General features: G+C 67.6%; 23 protein-coding genes and 1 tRNA gene. 13 read left to right on the plus strand and 11 right to left on the minus strand.

Features of this window, described 5'->3' with window-relative positions; translation table 11 throughout:
• Positions 1-58: 58 nt before the first annotated feature.
• From EGH23_RS05955 to EGH23_RS05975, 5 genes are all read right to left on the minus strand, one after another.
• Positions 59-322, minus strand: coding sequence for a DUF7989 family protein (locus EGH23_RS05955; protein WP_220579077.1), 264 nt, complete (start codon positions 320-322; stop codon positions 59-61).
• On the minus strand, positions 315-1346 hold the full coding sequence (gene ilvC, locus EGH23_RS05960; protein ID WP_220579078.1) for a ketol-acid reductoisomerase: 1032 nt from the start codon (positions 1344-1346) through the stop codon (positions 315-317). The genes EGH23_RS05955 and ilvC overlap by 8 nt, the downstream gene beginning before the upstream one ends.
• Complete coding sequence (gene ilvN / locus EGH23_RS05965) at positions 1339-1926, minus strand: acetolactate synthase small subunit (RefSeq protein ID WP_220579079.1); 588 nt, start codon at positions 1924-1926, stop codon at positions 1339-1341. Before ilvN ends, ilvC begins: the two co-directional genes overlap by 8 nt.
• 14 nt (positions 1927-1940) lie before the next feature.
• Positions 1941-3704: a biosynthetic-type acetolactate synthase large subunit gene (gene ilvB, locus EGH23_RS05970; RefSeq protein WP_220579080.1), complete on the minus strand. Its 1764-nt coding sequence runs from the start codon at positions 3702-3704 to the stop codon at positions 1941-1943.
• A 342-nt stretch (positions 3705-4046) separates the two neighbouring features.
• Entirely contained in the window at positions 4047-5372 is a 1326-nt protein-coding gene (locus EGH23_RS05975) for a LeuA family protein (protein ID WP_425433202.1), read from the minus strand.
• 31 nt (positions 5373-5403) lie between these two features.
• Between EGH23_RS05975 and EGH23_RS05980 the strand changes: the two genes are divergently transcribed.
• On the plus strand, positions 5404-5700 hold the full coding sequence (locus EGH23_RS05980; protein ID WP_220579081.1) for a DUF5779 family protein: 297 nt from the start codon (positions 5404-5406) through the stop codon (positions 5698-5700).
• 12 nt (positions 5701-5712) lie between these two features.
• On the opposite strand, the gene EGH23_RS05985 is transcribed toward EGH23_RS05980, so the two are convergent.
• Complete coding sequence (locus EGH23_RS05985; protein WP_220579082.1) at positions 5713-6405, minus strand: VOC family protein; 693 nt, start codon at positions 6403-6405, stop codon at positions 5713-5715.
• A 102-nt stretch (positions 6406-6507) separates the two neighbouring features.
• A complete protein-coding gene (locus EGH23_RS05990; RefSeq protein ID WP_220579083.1) occupies positions 6508-6693 on the minus strand; it encodes a DUF7333 family protein in 186 nt (61 codons plus the stop codon).
• 226 nt (positions 6694-6919) lie between these two features.
• Here EGH23_RS05990 and EGH23_RS05995 point away from each other — a divergent pair, with 226 nt between their 5' ends.
• Entirely contained in the window at positions 6920-7600 is a 681-nt protein-coding gene (locus EGH23_RS05995) for a hypothetical protein (protein ID WP_220579084.1), read from the plus strand.
• Positions 7601-7661: 61 nt separating this feature from the next.
• Positions 7662-8072, plus strand: a complete 411-nt coding sequence (locus tag EGH23_RS06000; RefSeq protein WP_220579085.1) for a JAB/MPN domain protein-containing protein — start codon at positions 7662-7664, stop codon at positions 8070-8072.
• Here EGH23_RS06000 and EGH23_RS06005 read toward each other — a convergent pair whose 3' ends face one another.
• A complete protein-coding gene (locus tag EGH23_RS06005) occupies positions 8073-8282 on the minus strand; it encodes a ribbon-helix-helix domain-containing protein (RefSeq protein WP_162414862.1) in 210 nt (69 codons plus the stop codon).
• A 44-nt stretch (positions 8283-8326) separates the two neighbouring features.
• Positions 8327-8497, minus strand: a complete 171-nt coding sequence (locus EGH23_RS06010; RefSeq protein WP_220579086.1) for a hypothetical protein — start codon at positions 8495-8497, stop codon at positions 8327-8329.
• A gap of 202 nt (positions 8498-8699) precedes the next feature.
• Here EGH23_RS06010 and EGH23_RS06015 point away from each other — a divergent pair, with 202 nt between their 5' ends.
• The gene (locus EGH23_RS06015) at positions 8700-8849 is read left to right on the plus strand and encodes a transcription initiation factor IIE subunit alpha family protein (RefSeq protein ID WP_220579087.1); all 150 of its coding nucleotides are present in this window, start codon (positions 8700-8702) and stop codon (positions 8847-8849) included.
• A 13-nt stretch (positions 8850-8862) separates the two neighbouring features.
• Here the strand turns inward: EGH23_RS06015 and EGH23_RS06020 are convergent, their stop codons facing one another.
• Positions 8863-10038 (minus strand): M24 family metallopeptidase, encoded by a 1176-nt coding sequence (locus EGH23_RS06020; RefSeq protein ID WP_220579088.1) that lies wholly within the window; start codon positions 10036-10038, stop codon positions 8863-8865.
• A gap of 96 nt (positions 10039-10134) precedes the next feature.
• On the opposite strand from EGH23_RS06020, the gene EGH23_RS06025 reads away from it, so the two are divergent.
• From EGH23_RS06025 to EGH23_RS06045, 5 genes are all read left to right on the plus strand, one after another.
• A complete protein-coding gene (locus EGH23_RS06025) occupies positions 10135-10575 on the plus strand; it encodes a luciferase domain-containing protein (RefSeq protein ID WP_236044619.1) in 441 nt (146 codons plus the stop codon).
• Between the two features lie 82 nt (positions 10576-10657).
• The gene (locus EGH23_RS06030; protein ID WP_220579089.1) at positions 10658-11086 is read left to right on the plus strand and encodes a DUF6069 family protein; all 429 of its coding nucleotides are present in this window, start codon (positions 10658-10660) and stop codon (positions 11084-11086) included.
• Positions 11087-11154: 68 nt separating this feature from the next.
• On the plus strand, positions 11155-12441 hold the full coding sequence (aroA, locus tag EGH23_RS06035) for a 3-phosphoshikimate 1-carboxyvinyltransferase (RefSeq protein WP_220579090.1): 1287 nt from the start codon (positions 11155-11157) through the stop codon (positions 12439-12441).
• Between the two features lie 81 nt (positions 12442-12522).
• Positions 12523-13722 carry a chorismate synthase gene (gene aroC, locus EGH23_RS06040; protein ID WP_220579091.1) on the plus strand — a complete coding sequence of 400 codons (1200 nt, stop codon included), beginning with the start codon at positions 12523-12525 and terminating at the stop codon, positions 13720-13722.
• A gap of 1 nt (position 13723) precedes the next feature.
• A complete protein-coding gene (locus EGH23_RS06045; RefSeq protein ID WP_220579092.1) occupies positions 13724-14350 on the plus strand; it encodes a uracil-DNA glycosylase in 627 nt (208 codons plus the stop codon).
• Positions 14351-14392: 42 nt separating this feature from the next.
• On the opposite strand, the gene EGH23_RS06050 is transcribed toward EGH23_RS06045, so the two are convergent.
• Complete coding sequence (locus EGH23_RS06050) at positions 14393-14818, minus strand: CBS domain-containing protein (RefSeq protein WP_220579093.1); 426 nt, start codon at positions 14816-14818, stop codon at positions 14393-14395.
• Positions 14819-14898: 80 nt separating this feature from the next.
• Between EGH23_RS06050 and EGH23_RS06055 the strand changes: the two genes are divergently transcribed.
• From EGH23_RS06055 to EGH23_RS06070, 4 genes are all read left to right on the plus strand, one after another.
• A complete protein-coding gene (locus EGH23_RS06055; protein ID WP_220579094.1) occupies positions 14899-15642 on the plus strand; it encodes a glycosyltransferase family protein in 744 nt (247 codons plus the stop codon).
• Between the two features lie 40 nt (positions 15643-15682).
• Positions 15683-15766, plus strand: a tRNA-Ser gene (locus EGH23_RS06060).
• Between the two features lie 164 nt (positions 15767-15930).
• Positions 15931-16230, plus strand: a complete 300-nt coding sequence (locus EGH23_RS06065; protein WP_220579095.1) for a DUF5785 family protein — start codon at positions 15931-15933, stop codon at positions 16228-16230.
• Positions 16231-16302: 72 nt separating this feature from the next.
• Positions 16303-16635, plus strand: coding sequence for a DUF7344 domain-containing protein (locus EGH23_RS06070; protein ID WP_220579096.1), 333 nt, complete (start codon positions 16303-16305; stop codon positions 16633-16635).
• Positions 16636-16690 lie beyond the last annotated feature (55 nt).

The raw sequence follows: 16690 nt of genomic DNA on the forward strand, positions 1-16690 counted from the left end.
TGTGATCGAGCATGAGGTCGATAGTCACAGCCGGCGAAGCCGGAACGTCTATCGGAACTCATACTGTCTCGTCCCGTCCCTCTGTCCCGCGCTCGTAGGCGCGGGTGACGCCCTCACCGGGCGCTTCGTGGTCTACGTCGGCCATCGTCTCTTCGGCCTCTGTCTCGTCTTCGGCGTCGCGCTCGCCCCCGTCGGCGGCCACCGCGGGGCCGCGCTTGAAGGCCGCGCCGAAGGTCTCGTTCGTGTGCGGGTGCGTGTGGTCCACGTCGCCCATCGTTCCGTCGTCGTTCACTTCCGCTGTCGCTCGTTCTTCCTCAGTCATCTGCTGGTGCTTCCTCTTTCTCTTGGTCGGCGTCCTCGCCCCACGCGAACAGCTCGCGCAGGCCGCCGCCGACCTCCTCGATCTGGTGGTTCTCCTCCGCCGCGCGATACTGCTTGTAGGCGGGCCGGTGGGCCTGGTTCTCGTTGATCCACTCGCGGGCGAACTCGCCGTTCTGGACCTCTTCGAGGATCTTCTCCATGCCCTCGCGGTCGATGACCTCCTCACCGCGGGTGAGGCCGCCGTACTCGGCGGTGTCGGAGACGGAGTTCCACATGCCCATGTGGCCGCCCTCGTACATCAGGTCGACGATGAGCTTGAGCTCGTTCAGGCACTCGAAGTAGGCCATCTCCGGGGCGTACCCCGCGTCGACGAGCGTCTCGAAGCCGGCCTTGACCATCTCGGTGACGCCGCCACAGAGCACCGCCTGCTCGCCGAAGAGGTCCGTCTCGACCTCTTCCTGGAACGTCGTCTCGATGACGCCGGCGCGGGTACAGCCGATGGCTTTCGAGTACGCCAGCGCCTCTTCCTTTGCGTTCCCGGTCGCGTCCTGGTAGATCGCGATGAGGCCGGGGGTACCCTCGCCGCGCTCGTAGGTCCGGCGCACGAGGTGACCGGGCGACTTCGGCGCGGACATCGTCACGTCGACGCCCTCCGGCGGCTCGATCTGCCCGTAGTGGATGTTGAACCCATGAGCGAACTGGAGCGTGTCGCCCTCGTCGAGTTCGTCCTCGATGGCCTCGTAGACGGCCGGCTGGACGGTGTCGGGGACGAGCATGACGACGCGGTCGGCCTCTCGGGCCGCCACGTCCGGCGTCTCGACGCGCAGGCCTGCCTCTTCGGCGGCAGAGCGCGAGGAGGAGTCCTCGCGGAGGCCGACGACGACGTCGACCCCGGAGTCGTGCAGGTTCAGCGAGTGGGCGTGGCCCTGCGAACCGTAGCCGAGTACGGCAACCGTCTCGTCGTCCAGTGTCGATACGTCCGCGTCGTCGTCGTAGTAAACCGTCGTGTTGAGTTCGTCAGTCATCTTTATCGAGTGTGTTGGGACCGCGTTCGAGTGCGGCGGCCCCGGTTCGCACGATCTCCTGCACGTCGAACTGCCTGAAGGCCTCGACGGCGGCGTCGATCTTCTGCTTGCTGCCCGTTATCTCGACGGTCACCGAGTCGGTGGAGGCGTCGACGGCCTGTCCGTCGTACATCTCCGCGACGGCGTTCACGTCGTCGGGTTTCTCCCCGCCGACCTTGACGAGCGCCAGTTCCCGCCGCACCGCTTCGGGTTCCAGCTCCGAGACGGAGACGACGGGCACGAGCTTCCGCAGCTGTTTTTTCGCCTGTTCGATCCCCGGTTCCGGCTCCTCGATGAGGATCGTCATCCGGGCCGTATCCTCCTCACTCGTCGGGCCGACGGTGAGGCTTTCGATGTTGAACTGTCGGCGGCTGAAGAGCCCGGACACTTCAGAGAGCACGCCCGGTTGGTGCTTGACGAGCGCCGACAGGACCGCCTGTCGCGGCTCGTGGGTCACTTCGGCCTCGGGGTCGATTCGGATTCCCTGCGTGTTGCGTCGACCCTCGGGGCGCATCCGTTCGTCCGGCGCGGGTCCTGGCATTCCTCCGGTCATCGTTAGAGCATCTCCAGATGGTCTTCTTCCAGTGCGAACAGGCCGTTGTCACCGCCGCTCGGGACCATCGGGAAGACGTTCTCCCCTGGGTCGATGTGCGCGTCGATGACGCTCGGCCCGTCGTAGTCGCGGGCCGCCTGAATCGTCTCCTCGACGTCTTCCTCGGCTTCCAGTCGGAAGCCGCGAGCGCCGAATGCCTCCGCGAGCTTGTCGAAGGCCGGGATCCACGGGTACTCGGAGGCCATCCGACGGCCCTCGTAGAAGCCGTCCTGCCACTGGCGGACCATCCCGACCGCCTCGTTGTTGAGGATGACGTACGTGATGTCCAGATTCTCTCGAACCGCGACCGAGAGGCCCTGGACAGTCATCAGGAACGAGCCGTCGCCGTCGAAGCAGACGACCTCCTGGTCGGGGGCGGCCAGTTTCGCGCCGATGGCCGCGGGGACGCCGTAGCCCATCGTCCCGAGACCGTGGGAAGACACCCACGTCCGGGCCTCGGTGTACTCCCAGAACTGCGAGGCCCACATCTGGTGTTGGCCGACGCCCGTACAGACGATGGTGTCGTCGGGCGTCAGGTCCGAGAACGTCTCGACGACGTACTGCGGCTTCAGCGGCTCGTCGTCGGGCGTCTCGTACTCCATCGGGTACTCGTCCTTCCAGTCCTGACACTGCTCGCGCCACTCTTCGGCCTCGGGTGCCCGAGGCATCGCGTCGAACAGCTGGCGCAGGACCTTGCGCGCGTCGCCGATGAGCGGGTAGTCCGCGTAGATGTTCTTGCTGATCTCCGCGGGGTCGATGTCGACGTGGATGACGTCGGCGTCCGGCGCGAACGAGTCGACGCCGCCGGTCAGGCGGTCGTCGAAGCGCGTGCCGATGGCCAGCAGGCAGTCCGTGTTCGTGACCGCCAGGTTGGCGTAGCCGGTGCCGTGCATCCCGGCCCACTCCAGGGAGAGTTCGTGGTCCTCGGGGAAGCTCCCGATGCCGGGCATCGTCGTGACGACCGGGACCTCGTACTCCGTGGCGAACTCCCGCAGCGCCGCGGAGGCGTTGGCCTTGATGACGCCGCCGCCGGCCAGGATGACCGGGCGGTCGGCGGCCGCGAACGCGTCGGCGGCCTCCTGCACGTCCTCGTCGTCGGCCTCCTCTTGGACCTCGTAGGTGTCGGGCGTCGCGGGAGCTTTCGGTTCGATGTCGGTCTCGCCCTGCGTGACGTCCTTCGGGAGGTCGACGAGCGTCGGTCCCTGCCGGCCCTCGTCGGCCAGCGCGAACGCCTCGCTGACGTTGTCGCCGACGGTGTCGGGGCTGCTGGCGAAGTAGCTCTCTTTCGTGACCGGCTGGGTGATGCCGACGGTGTCGGTCTCCTGGAACGCGTCGTTGCCGACGAAGTCCGTCGGGACCTGCCCGGTCAGCGCGATGACCGGGTCCGAGTCCATGTTCGCGTCGGCGATGCCGGTCACGAGGTTGGTCGCGCCGGGTCCGGACGTGGCGAAACAGACGCCGGGGTCGCCCGTGACGATGCCGTACGCGTCGGCGGCGTGTGAGGCCCCCTGCTCGTGGGCCATCGTCACGTGGTCGATGTCGGAGTCGTACAGCGCGTCGTAGACGGGCATGATGGCCCCGCCCTGCACGCCGAAGACGTACTCCGTGCCGGCGTTCTCGAGCGCCCGGACGACCGACTGCGCGCCGGTCGTGACCGGGGCCGCGTCCTCGCTTTCCTCGTCCTGTTCGTCCGCTTCCTCTTTGGGAACGGACGCGCGTTCGCTCATGCTGTCCCTCCGTCCGCTGTCGGTCGATACCGCGGTGCTGTGTGTGCTGTGTGCATAGCTGGCGTCTCTGCTGTGTGGTAGATAGTCGGTACGGCCGGCGACGAAAGTGGGGTGTGAGGGGCTAGAAGGCCCCTACAATACGCCCGCCGCGAAGAAGGTGCGCGCCGCTGGTGGTCGCGGTCGAGCGGACCCGACTCCCAGCGCGCGCTGTCATCACGTCGAATCTCTGTCCGCGATGAGTAATAAACGTTCTGTGAGAGCCGCTGGCGCACGGCACCGCCGCTACGTCGCGACGCTGTGCACCGCTGTCGTCTCGTCGCGGCCGAAGGCGAGGTCATGGGCCTACGCCCGGACCTCCTCAGACTCCTCGTCGACGCCGACCTCCGCGGCGAACCGCTCCAGTTCGCTCATGGTGACCTGCTGTTTCTCCGCGCCGTAATCCTTGACGCGGCGGGTCACTTCACGGACCTCGGCCTCGGTCGGGTCGTAGCCCGCGTCGACCAGTCGCTCGCGCACCGAGTGCGCGCCGGTGTGTTTGCCGAGCACCAGTTCGCGTTCGGCACCGACCATCTCGGGCGTCATGACGCCCGGTTCGAAGGTGTCGGCGTTCTGGATGACGCCGGCGGCGTGGATGCCGCTCTCGTGGGAGAAGGCGTTGCGCCCGACGACCGGCTTGTTGGCCGGGACCGGGATGTCCGACTTCTCCTCGACGACGCGCGACAGCTCCGTGATGCGCGTCGTGTCGATGCCCGTCTCGACGTCGTACAGCGACTCCAGCGCCATGACGACTTCCTCGTAGGCCGCGTTACCGGCCCGCTCCCCGATGCCGTTGACCGAGACCTGCGCCTGACTCGCGCCCGCCTCGAACCCGGAGATGGCGTTGGCCGAAGCCAGCCCGAAGTCGTCGTGGGTGTGGACGTCGATGCGCGCGTCGGTGTGGCCGTCGACGATCTCGATGAGGTCGTAGAACCGCCGCGGCGTCGCGACCCCACAGGTGTCGGGGATGTTGATCCAGTCCGCGCCCGCCTCGGACGTCGCCTCGATGACCTCGAGGAGGAACTCCTCGTCGGTCCGGGTGGCGTCCATCGGCGAGAACATGCACTCGACGCCCGCCTCGGCGATGCGCTCGACGGACTCGACCGCCGAGTTCAGCGCCTCCTCTCGGGTCGCGTGCATGGAATCCTGCAACTGTACGTCCGACGTCGAGACGAAGGTGTGGACCATGTCCACACCCGAATCCAAGGCCGCCTCGATGTCTTTCTCGACCACGCGCGCCAGTCCGCACGTCGTCACGCTCGTGGACTCGGCGATGTCCCGAACTGCCTCGAACTCCGCGTCGGAGTTGACGGGGAACCCGGCCTCGATGACGTGGGTACCCATCTCGTCGAGTACAGCGGCTATCTCGCGCTTGTCCTCGTAGTTGAACGACGTGCGTGGCGACTGTTCGCCGTCGCGCAGCGTGGTGTCGAAAATCCGTGCGTCTGTTATCTCAGACGTGGAATCCAGTGTGCCCTGGAAGAACTCGATCCGCCGGAGATCCCGACGTGCCCTCGTTGTTGGACATAAGCACCTATATCTGGACACTTCCGGTATAAATAGTTGTCCATCGGGCCGGTTCCGGACAGGTGTGCAGTCGTCGATGGACGCCGCGTCAGACGAGAGCCGAATATTTTTGCCGGTGCCCCGCATCCGCGCCGGTATGAGCGACTTCGAGGGGTTGGACCTCCAGGCGGTCGAAGACCAGATGGCCGACGGCGAGACGGGCGGGAGCGACCGCGTCGTCCTCGGCGTCCTCGACGGGACGACCGACGAGGACGAGTGGCTGGAGATCGTCGAGAGCGGCGGCGCGCTCGTCCTGAACGTCGACGGCGACCTGAACGAACTCGCCGCGGGCTTCGCCCGCCCGGTCAAGGAGGCCGGCGGCGAACTGATGCACTTCCGCGGCTTCCTCGTCGTGACGCCGCCCGGCGTCAGCATCGACACCGACCGCCTCTGAGCGGCGCTACACTCAGTTCTCCTCGCTAACGAGCGTCAGATAGTGGCCGTCCGGGTCCCGGATGCGGACGCCCTCCTCGACGGACGTGACGGCGATCGCCTCGTCCGCGACGGTTCGGGCGATCGACTTCGGATCGTCGGCGACGACGCCGAAGTCCACGTGGACGCCCCCGCGCGCGTCGGCGATGCCCAGTCGAGGGCTCCACAGTTCGAGGTCGAGGTCGCCCGTCGTCAGCCGAACCCGCCCCTGCTCGCGGCCGTCGTCGACCGTCTCGAACCCCAGTTCCCGATAGAACTCGACGGCGGCGTCCAGTTGCTCGACTTCGAGGACGAGTTCGAACATGCCGGTGACGCCGCTGCCCTCGTCGGCCCGCTCGCCCAACTCGACGCAGTTGCCCTCCGGGTCGTAGAAGTACAGCGAGCGCGCGTCCCCGAACGTCTCCTCGACCAAGTCGAAGCGCTCCTCCAACTGGTCCCACCAGTGGTCGTACTCCGACTCGGGGATCGTCAGCGCGTAGTGAGTGTGTAAGCCGCCGCGGGGCACCGGTCCCGGCGCGCGCAGACGGAGCTCGGTGTCGCCAACCATCAGTACCGCCTCCTGTTCGGTCTCCTCGGCGACGTCGAGTTCGAGGAACGCGTCGTAGAAGGCCGTCATCCGGTCGGTGTCTTTCACCTCCAACGTGAGCCACTCCGGGTGTGAGAGCATACGCGGACGTTCGAAGGCGACGGTGAAAACTCTCCGTCTCCAGACGGCGCGGAAAAGGGCGACGGCGAGTCGCCCGCGAACGTCGGCGACCGGGCCGGACTGCTACGGGCTGGTGCGGAACTCGCCGTGTTTCATCCCGAAGAAGAACGCGACGACCGAGAAGGCGATCATCGAGGGCAGGACCATCATGAAGACCGTCGAGGGGGTCATCACGCTCGTGAGCGCGACCGCCGCGACGGCGACGATGCCGACGAGCGGGGCCACCGAGCGCGCGAAGTCGAATTCCATGTTCGCCGTTGCGGTCGAGCGAACAAAACTGTTGAGAAAGCGGACCTATCTCGGGGCAAAATCGGTGCGTAGTAGCGGGAAATCGAAATCGACTGCGTACCACGTAGACCCGCTGTATTCGGCACGCCGTTTCTGTCGGATTCTGAAGGGGGTCAACGGAGTCGTACAACGGTATCTCTCGGCCGGGGTTCGAGCATTTATCCACGCGCGCACCCTACGGCCACCCATGCCCATGAAAGGCTCCGGCGCGGCGACGAGTTGGGAGGAGACGAACCGCTGGGACCGGGGGGCGAGCTGGCTCGCCTACCCCCACGAGAAGATGCGGCGGGCGAGTCACGTCCTCGACACCGAGGCGGGCGCTATCGTCGTCGACCCCGTCGACGCCGACGGCATCGACGACCTCTTCGCGGAGTTCGGCGAGGTGGCCGGCGTCGTCGTCCTGCTGGACCGGCACAAGCGCGACAGCGCCGCCGTCGCGAACCGCCACAACGCGCCGGTGTACGTCCCCGAGTGGATGTCGGGCGTCGAGAGCGACCTCGACGCGCCGGTCGAACGCGTCGGGCGACAGATTCCGGGGACGGACTACGGCGTCCACAAGCTCGTCAACAACCCCGCCTGGCAGGAGGCGATGCTGTACGGCGACGCGGACGACACGCTGGTCGTGCCGGAGGCCGTCGGGACGGCGGACTTCTTCCTCGCGGGCGACGAGCGCCTCGGCGTCCACCCGATGCTCCGGTTGACGCCGCCGACGAAGTTGGGGCGGTTGGACCCCGAGCGCCTCCTCGTGGGCCACGGCCACGGCATCATGGAGGACGCGGCGGAAGCACTGGCCTACGCGCTGCGCGGATCTCGCAGTCGGGCCCCGAGCCTGTACGCCGAGACCGTCCGGTCGTTCGTCTTCGGCTGAGAGGGGGGAGACGACCGACGACGGCCGACGGGGTTATACGCTCGCCGCGCCAAATTCTACCGTGGTTTACGTCACGCGCGGCCTCGTCGAGACGCTGTTACGGCTGGCACGGGAAGCCGAGCCAGACGACGTGACCATCTCGCTCGCGGTCACCAGAGCAAAGGACCTTCCCGAAGCCGACCTGGACCCGGAGACGCCGGTGTTCACGGACTTCTACCTCCCGTCGGCCGGCGGGTCGGTCAACGCCGTCTTCGGGATGGACCTCGGGACGCCGGCCGGACAGACGCAGGGCCGGTTCGTCTCACACCCCGGCGGCTACATGGGCGTCAGCAAGACCGACGACCTGCACGAGGTGGTGTTCGTCGCCATCCCGCCGTGGGACGAGACGGCCTTCGGGGCGTTCGACCGCTCGGGCCGGAAACGGGAGGTCACGGTCCTCGACGTCGAGCCGCCCGAGGAATCGCTCGCCTGATCACTCCAGGTAGCCGAGGTCGCGGAGCTGGTCGGCGATGTCCTGAAACTGCGCCTCGGTGAGTTCGCCCTCTCGCTGGTGCTGGACGACGATGCTCCGGAGGAGGAAGCGGACGAGGTCCGACGTGCTGGAGAAACTGGTCCCCTCGATAGTGTCTTCGACGCGCTCCGCGAGGTCTTTCGGGATCGAAACCGTCGTGTAGTCTGCCATACCGGAGGGAGGCAAGCCGCGGGGAAAACGGTTATGTCCCGGTCTCAGCTGTGGTCGTCGGCCTCGGTGTCGAACTGGCCGGCGGTGGCGAAACTGGTCGGAGAGAAGGTCATCGGCGCGCGGTCGGAGCGCGAACTGCGCCCGGTGTCGCCGAGCGTCGAAGCAGTGGTCGGATACGCGTCCTCGTCGGTGGGTGTCGTGATTCGTGTGGTCATCTCGGGGGTCTCGGGGGTCGTGTCGGTCGGCTGCGGTGGTCGTCGGTCCGGGCATCGTGCGAGCGGGCGAGGCGTGCTTCGGGTACAAGCATGAGCGTACCACTCGCTATTCGGCCATCTATAATAAAAGTTAATGATTGACGGGCGCGGTCGGCCACAATCGATATTACGAATCGAGCGGTACGTTAACACGGGTTCCACAATGAGCCTCCTCTCCCGCGTCACCGGCCTGTTCGGAGACGAGACGGACGAACCGACCGAGATGGGCTACGAGTGCGTCGTGTGCGGGAAGCAGACGGAGCTGCCGGAAGCGGCCTGTCCGAACTGCGGCGGACAGATGGAAGAGCTGTAGCGTCGCCCGTCCATCAAACGACCAGTCGTTTTTCGTACTCCGTGAGGTTCTCGTAGCCGTCCTCGGTGACGACGGCGATGTCCTCGATGCGGACCCCGCCCACCGCGGGGTCGTACAGCCCCGGTTCGATGGTGACGACGTGACCGGGTTCGAGCTCGCCGCCGGCGGGCGAGAGCCGCGGGAGTTCGTGCACGTCGAGACCGACGCCGTGGCCCGTGCTGTGGATGAACCCCGTCTCGGCGTGGTCGTCGCTCCGCAGGGTCTCCATCCCCGCCCCCTCGTAGACGTCACAGACGGCGTCGTGGACGTCCTGTCCGGTCGCTCCCGGTCTCAGCGCGTCGAAGGCCGCGGCCATCGCTCGCTCGGTCAGGTCGTACCACTCCCGTACCGTCTCGCTCGGGTCGCCGACACAGAAGGTGCGGGTCATGTCGGCGTGGTACTTCGTCGCCTTGTCCTGCGGGAAGATGTCCACGATTATCGGTTCGTCGGCCGACAGCGGGCCGCTCCCCCGGTCGTGCGGGTCGGCGGCGTCGCTCCCGCAGGCGACGATGGTCTCGTCCAGCGAACAGCCGTGACGAAGGAGCGTCACCTCTATCTCCTCTTTGACGCGCTCGCTGGTCAGCGCCTCGCCCTCGTATTCGAGCGTCCCGCCCTCGGCAACGGTCGCGTCTCGCAGGAGTTCCTCGGCGGCGGCCATCGACGCCTCGTTCGCCCGCTGGGCCGCGCGAACGTGCTCGACTTCCTCGTCGGTCTTGGTCGCGCGTATCTCCGTGACGACGCCGTCAGTGTCGGCAGTCACCTCGACGCCGCGGGCGCGCAGACCGTCGGCCGTCTTGAGCGGGAACCGCGGCGGCACTGCGACGCTCTCGACGCCGTGGGAGTCACAGAATCTCGCTAGAACGTGCGAGACCGCCTCTTCGGGACCGAATTCGTCGACCAGTTCGGCGTGGTCGAAGTCGACGTAGCGCTCGACGGTCTCGGCGCGGGCCTCCCGCGTGGCGCGGCCGTACTCCAGGCTCCGCGGGAAGAGGAGGTGGGTGTCGCCGTCGTACAGCGTGACGAAGGGGTCCGGCGCGTCGAACCCGGAGAGGTAGTACTGATCGGAGTCTTCCGAATCCGCGTCGATGAGATAGCCGTCGGCGTCCCGCTCGTCGAGATACGCGTCGAGCGCAGAGAGGTCGGGGTCCATGCCGAACCGTCCGAGCGGGGACGGCAAAGGACTACCGCCAGCGGTCGGCACTCGTCGGGGCGGTGTGGCTATCGCTTCTGGGACCGTACTACGGCTATGGAATCAGACAGAGCGGCGATCGAGGAGACCGTCGAGCGGCTCGTCGACGAGGTCGGCGAGTGGTCCCACGTCACCGTCGGCGGACACCGCTTCGGCGGGACGGAGTTCCGCGTCGGCCCGCGGGAGATCGGTCACGTCCACGCGTGGGGAATGCTCGACATCGCCTATCTGCGAAAGCTCCGCGACGTACTCGTCGAGGAAGGCGAGACCGGGCCGCACCACCTCCTGACGGAGTCCGGGTGGACGACTGAGTACGTCGAATCGCCCGAGGGGTACGACCACGCCCGGTGGTTGCTCCGCCTGTCGTACCTCTATCACGTCGACGTCCTCAAAGGGACGCCGGCCGGTGCCGAGGAGCTCGCCGACGTGGACGTCCCGACCGAGCTCGACGAACTCGCACCGAGCGACCCCGTCCGGGCGGCCTTCGAGCGCCGCTGACCGCCGAGCGCCGTCGGCTATCGGGTGTCAATCTGACACTCGACTAACTACTTTATGCTCTGGGGCGACGTACTTTCCGGACATGGCAACTATCACGTCACGCTATCCGGTCGCACAGAGCGGCGGAGAACTCGCCCGCCGAACCGCGCTCGGCGTCTTGGTCGCAGTGGTGGCCGCGTTGCTCGTCAACGGGCTCGTCGGCGCTCTCGGCCTCTCGCTCGGCGTCACCGGGCCGGCGAGCCCGTTTACTGCCGGCCCGATACTCGGCAACGTCGTCGTCGCCGGGGTCGGTGCCGCCGTCGCCTACGCCGCGCTGGTCCGCCTGACCGAGCGACCCGTCCGGAACTTCGCCGCCCTCGCCGCGGCGGTGTTCGCCCTCATGCTGGTGCCCGTCTTCGCCGTCGCTCCCGCGATGGGCGTCTCCGGCGTCGGGCAGGCCGTCCTCGTCGCGCTACACGTCGTGGTCGCCGTCCCGCTCGTCGCGTTCATCGTCGGCGCGGTTCGGCTGTAACGGCGCGGCTCCCTCGGTTCTCCGGCGAGAGCGGTAGCCTCTTGTCGTCCGGCCGTGACCCGCCCGATATGGACGTCACCATCGCCGAGTCTGCCGTTCGGGGCACCGCACAGGCCCCGCCGTCGAAGAGCTACACGCACAGAGCTATCCTCGCCGCCGGCTACTCCGAGGGCGCGACGGTCCACGACCCGCTCGTGAGCGCCGACACGAAGGCGACGATGCGCGCCGTCGAAGCCTACGGCGGCATCGTCGACCGGAGCGACGAATCGGAGCTGTCGGTCACCGGGTTCGCCGGCCGACCGGAGACGCCCGACGACGTCATCGACTGCGCCAACAGCGGGACGACCACGCGGCTGGTCACCGCCACCGCCGCGCTACAGGACGACCTGACCGTCCTCACCGGCGACGACTCGCTCCGCTCGCGCCCGCAGGGAGCGCTCCTCGACGCCATCGAGCAACTCGACGGCCGGGCCGAGAGCACCCGCGACAACGGTCAGGCACCGCTCGTCGTCGGCGGCGGCGTCGACGGCGGCACCGTCTCCATCCCCGGCGACGTCTCCTCGCAGTACATCACCGCACTGCTGATGGCCGGCGCGGTCACGGAATCGGGCATCGACGTCGAACTGACGACCGGGCTGAAGTCCTCGCCGTACGTCGACATCACGCTCGAAGTGCTGGAGGCGTTCGGCGTCACGGCCGAGGAGACCGACGGCGGCTACGCCGTCGCCGGCGGCCAGTCCTACGACCCCGACGGCAGCGCCTATCACGTCCCCGGCGACTTCTCCTCGATGAGCTACCTGCTCGCCGCCGGCGCGCTCGCCGCCGACGAGGAGCTCGTCGTCACCTCGGCGTTCCCGAGCGCGCAGGGCGATTCGGCCATCGTCGATATCCTCGAATCGATGGGCGCGACGCTCGATTGGAACCGAGACGACGGCGAGATCACGGTGGAACGCTCCGCCCTCGACGGCGTCGAAGTCGGCGTCGAGGACACGCCCGACCTCCTGCCGACCATCGCCGCGCTCGGCGCGGCCGCCGACGGCGTCACGCGCATCACCGACGCCGAGCACGTCCGCTACAAGGAGACCGACCGCGTCAGCGCGATGGCCGAGGAACTGACTAAGATGGGCGCGGAGGTCGAAGAGCGCGAAGAGGAACTCCTCGTCTACGGCGAGGAGACCGACCTGCGGGGCGCGACCGTCGACGGCCACGACGACCACCGAATCATCATGTCGCTGGCCGTCGCCGGCCTCGTCGCCGACGGCGAGACGACGATAACCGGCGCGGAGCACGTCGACGTGTCCTTCCCGGGGTTCTTCGACGTACTGCAGGGGCTCGGTGCCGCAGTCGGCCAGTAGACGCGTTTTATCGCGCCGAAGCGGCTCCCTCGGGGCGCGCACCTACAAGGTTCAAATGCCCCCGTCCCCGACACACCGACAATGAACGGCAACGAGTTCGGTCGTCTCTTCCGGATGACGACCTACGGCGAGTCACACGGGGAGGCGATGGGGTGTACGGTGTCGGGCGTGCCCGCGGGCGTGGAGCTATCCGAGGAGGAGATCCAGCGGGACCTCGACCGGCGCAAACCGGGCCAGTCGATGATCACGACCTCCCGCGGCGAGCCCGACAAGGTGAAGCTCAACTCGGGCGTTCAGGACGGCTACACCACCGGGACGCCCATCGGAATGGTCATCCAGAACAAGGACGCCCGCTCGGGGAAGTACGAACCGTTCATCACGGCTCCCCGGCCCTCGCACGGCGACTACACCTACTCCGCGAAGTTCGGGACGCGCAACTGGGGCGGCGGCGGCCGCTCCTCGGCCCGCGAGACGGTCAACTGGGTCGCCGCCGGCGGCGTCGCGAAGCAGGTCCTCGCCCAGAGCGAGTTCGACGTGCAGATAAAGGCACACGTCTGCCAGATCGGCGACGTGGAGTCCGGCCCGGTCACCTTCGAGGACATGCTCGAACACAGCGAGGAGAACGAGGTCCGGTGTGCCGACCCCGACGCCGCCGAGGAGATGCGCGACCTCGCGGATGAGTACCAGACGGAAGGCGACTCCATCGGCGGCGCTATCTACTTCGAGTGTCGCGGCGTTCCCAGAGGCTTGGGCGCGCCCCGCTTCGACAGTTTCCCCTCCCGCCTCGGACAGGCGATGTACTCCATCCCCGCGGTCAACGACTTCGAGTACGGCATCGGCCGCGAGTCCCGCACGACGACCGGCGAGGAGTACAACGAGGACTGGGAGTTCGATTCGGAGGGCGAGCCAGTGCCGACCGGCAACGACCACGGCGGCATCCAGGGCGGCATCACGACCGGCCAACCCATCTACGGCGAGGTGTCGTGGCACCCGCCGGTGTCGATCCCGAAGACCCAGAAGACCGTGGACTGGGAGACCAGCGAGGAGAAGGAGATCACCGTCACCGGCCGCCACGACCCCGTCCTGCCGCCGCGTGCGGTCCCCGTCGTCGAGGCGATGCTCTACTGCACGGTGTTGGACTTCATGCTCCTAGGGGGGCGCATCAACCCCGACCGCCTCGACGGCCGCCCCGGCGAGTACGATACCGACTACCACCCGTCGAGTCCGCAGAACGACCCCGAAGACGCCGACACGCACGCCACGACCGTCGACGAGGACTAACATGGAAGCCAATCAGGAAACCATCGCCAACCCCTTCGGCATGGACGAGACGTGCCAGAACTGCCCCGAGCTCTGCGAGACGCGCGAGAACGTCGTCCACGGCTACGGCGACGTCGGCGCGGAGTTCGTCGTCCTCGGCGACTCGCCGAGCGAGGGGGCCGACGAGTCGGGCATCCCCTTCACCGGCGAACGGGAGCGCGAGTTGCTCGACATCCTCGCCGCCGTCGACATGATCGAGGACCCCGACGCCGCCGAACCCGAGATGAAGAACGCCTTTCTGACCTACGTCACCCGCTGTCGCCACCCCGAGCGGCCGGCGACGGAGGAAGAGGTGATGAACTGCGAGCCGTACCTCAACGGCGAGATACGGATGATAAACCCCGAACTCCTCCTCCCCGTCGGCCAGCGGCCGCTCGAGGAGTTAGCCTTCGAGTACACGACCCTGAGCGAGGACGAACTGGACGTCGAAGAGCGTCACGCCACCACCATCCGCGGCCGCGGCTTCGAGATCCTGCCGATGATTCCGCCGGCCGAACAGACCGACGAGGAACGGACCGCGTTCCTCGAACACTTCAGCGACGTGCTCGGCCAGGACTACCGCCAGACGAAGGGCCGCCGCGGTCGATAGTCGCCCGGTACCGTCGGGCCACGGAGACGGCAGCCGATCGTCTCACCGAGGGTCCCACGCTTTTCGCGCCGCCTCGAACCGACTCGTCTCGGAGCGGAGATCGGAGAGGTGCCAGACGATGTCGGTCAGCGTGACGATCCCCACGAGGTCGACGCCGTTCAGTACGGGCACCTTCTTCACTCCCTCGTCGGCCATCCGCCGGGCGACCGTCGGAATCGCCGTCGACGGCGTCGTCGTGACGACCGGTCGGTGACCCACCGCTCTGATGCCCACTTCGGCGAGCGGTTTGCTGGTCTCTCGGGCGGCCCGGAGCGCGTCGGATTCCGTGACGATCCCGACCGGGTCGCCCCCATCGACGACGACGGCGGACCCGACGCCCTCGTCGAGGAGGCGGCCGACGGCGTCGTCGAGCGTCGCGTCGGCGGGGACGGTGACTACCTCGGTAGACATCAGGTCGCGGACGAGCACGGTGGGCGTTCGACAGTCGACCGCATAAGCGTCGCGGCGAGAACGGAACCGACTAACCGCAGACGGTCCCAGAGGGAGGTATGACCACGGTTGCTGTGTTCGCCGACCCCCCCGTCGAGGGGTTCGTCCTCCCGGAACTGACCGCGGGACCGCTCGACGAATCCGAAGCGACGGCCCTCTACGCCGCGATGCTGGCCGACGTCTGCCGCGCCGTCGAGGCCAGCGGCGGGGAGTTGCTCGTCAACTACCGCCCGGACGACCAGGTGCCGGACGGCGTCGACTCCGAGTCGGCGATTCGGGACACGCTCGACGAGGAACTGGACGCGCCCGACGACGCCCGCTACGAGGTGCAGGTCGGCTCGACGTTCGCCGGCCGCGTCGGCAACACCGTCACCCACCTGTTGGAACGCGAGGAGGTGACGACCGTCGCCGCCGTCGAACCGACGGCCGCGCTGTTGGCCCGCCAGCAGATCGACAGCGCCGCGATGAAGTTCCGCTCCAGCGACGTCGTCCTCGGTCCCTCGATGGACGGCCGAGTGTACTACGCCGGCTTCGGCGACCCCGTCGACTTCGAGGGGGCCTACGCCACGCCCGCCGTCGAGACGCTGGTCGACCGCGCGGCCGACGCCGACTTCGGCGTGGACTTCCTCCCGACGAATCCCGTCGTGGAGACGCCGGCCGACCTCCGAACCGTCGTTCCCCTGCTCCGCGCCCGCCTCAAGACCGGTCGCGTCGTCCCGCCGCGGACGACGACGAAACTCGTCGAGGACCTCGGCCTGAACGTCCGGGACGGCGACGACGGCACCGAACTGTTCCGCGAGTAACCGACAGGCCTTAGAGGGACCGAACAGTAGCCCTGCGTGCGGTGGGGTGGCAGAGCGGCCTATTGCGCCTGCCTTGAAAGCAGGTATCCTCACGGATTCCTGGGTTCAAATCCCAGCCCCACCGCTTCTGAGGGAACGGACGTGACCGAAGAGCGGTGCAACTGGGATTTGAGCCCTGTCGGTCGCGCGGGAGCGGTGGCGGCGACACCGGCGGGTTCGACGAGTTGTAGTCCCGCGGTAGCGGGATCGGAGGGGAATCCTTTTTGCGTCGGTGTGCCAGTCTCCGGTATGGACTGGCCGCACGACCCGGACGGTGAGGAAGGGAGCGAAGGGAGGCGGAAGTACGGACACGCCGTCCTCGCGAAGAAGATCGACGAGGGAGAGGACTTCCCGCTGACGGCCGAGGAGTACGTCGAGCAGTACGGCGACCACCCGGTTCGGATCGACTACGAGACGGTGGTCAGCGTCGAGGACATCTTCGAGCACGTCGACCAGGCGGAGTTCGAGGACTTCCCAGACTTTCATAAGTCCCTCGGCAGAGCGCTTCGAGAAGCCGACCTGTGGCCCTACCGCCTCGACCACGCCTGATTCTCGCCGCGGATTTGCCACGTCGTGTGTGCCCACGACACATACTTGTAGCGGGCTGTCGTACGCCCACGTATGGCGGCACAACGTTCCGAGCCCGGCCCGGACGAGCTACCCGAAGCGGTCGTCAGCGACTTGCTATCGGCCGATACCTGTCGGATCGCGCTGTCGATACTGGACGAGCGCGGCGAGCCGATGGTCGTCGAGGATTTGGCGACGGCCGTCGTCGCGGCCCGTGACGACGTCGCGGAGTCCGCCGTGACCGACAGCGATCGAGCGGCGGTGTGCGAGGAGCTCTACGACGAGCACATCCCGAAGCTGACGGCGACCGGCGCGCTGTCCTACGATTCGATGCTCGGGACGGTGACGCTACTGCGTCGCGGACTCGTCGGCCGCGGACGGGCCTGAGACGGACGACGGACGAGCGGATTCCGACAGACCAATACTCGCCGGTGTCGAAGCG

It is taken from the genome of Haloarcula nitratireducens (genome assembly GCF_019599505.1).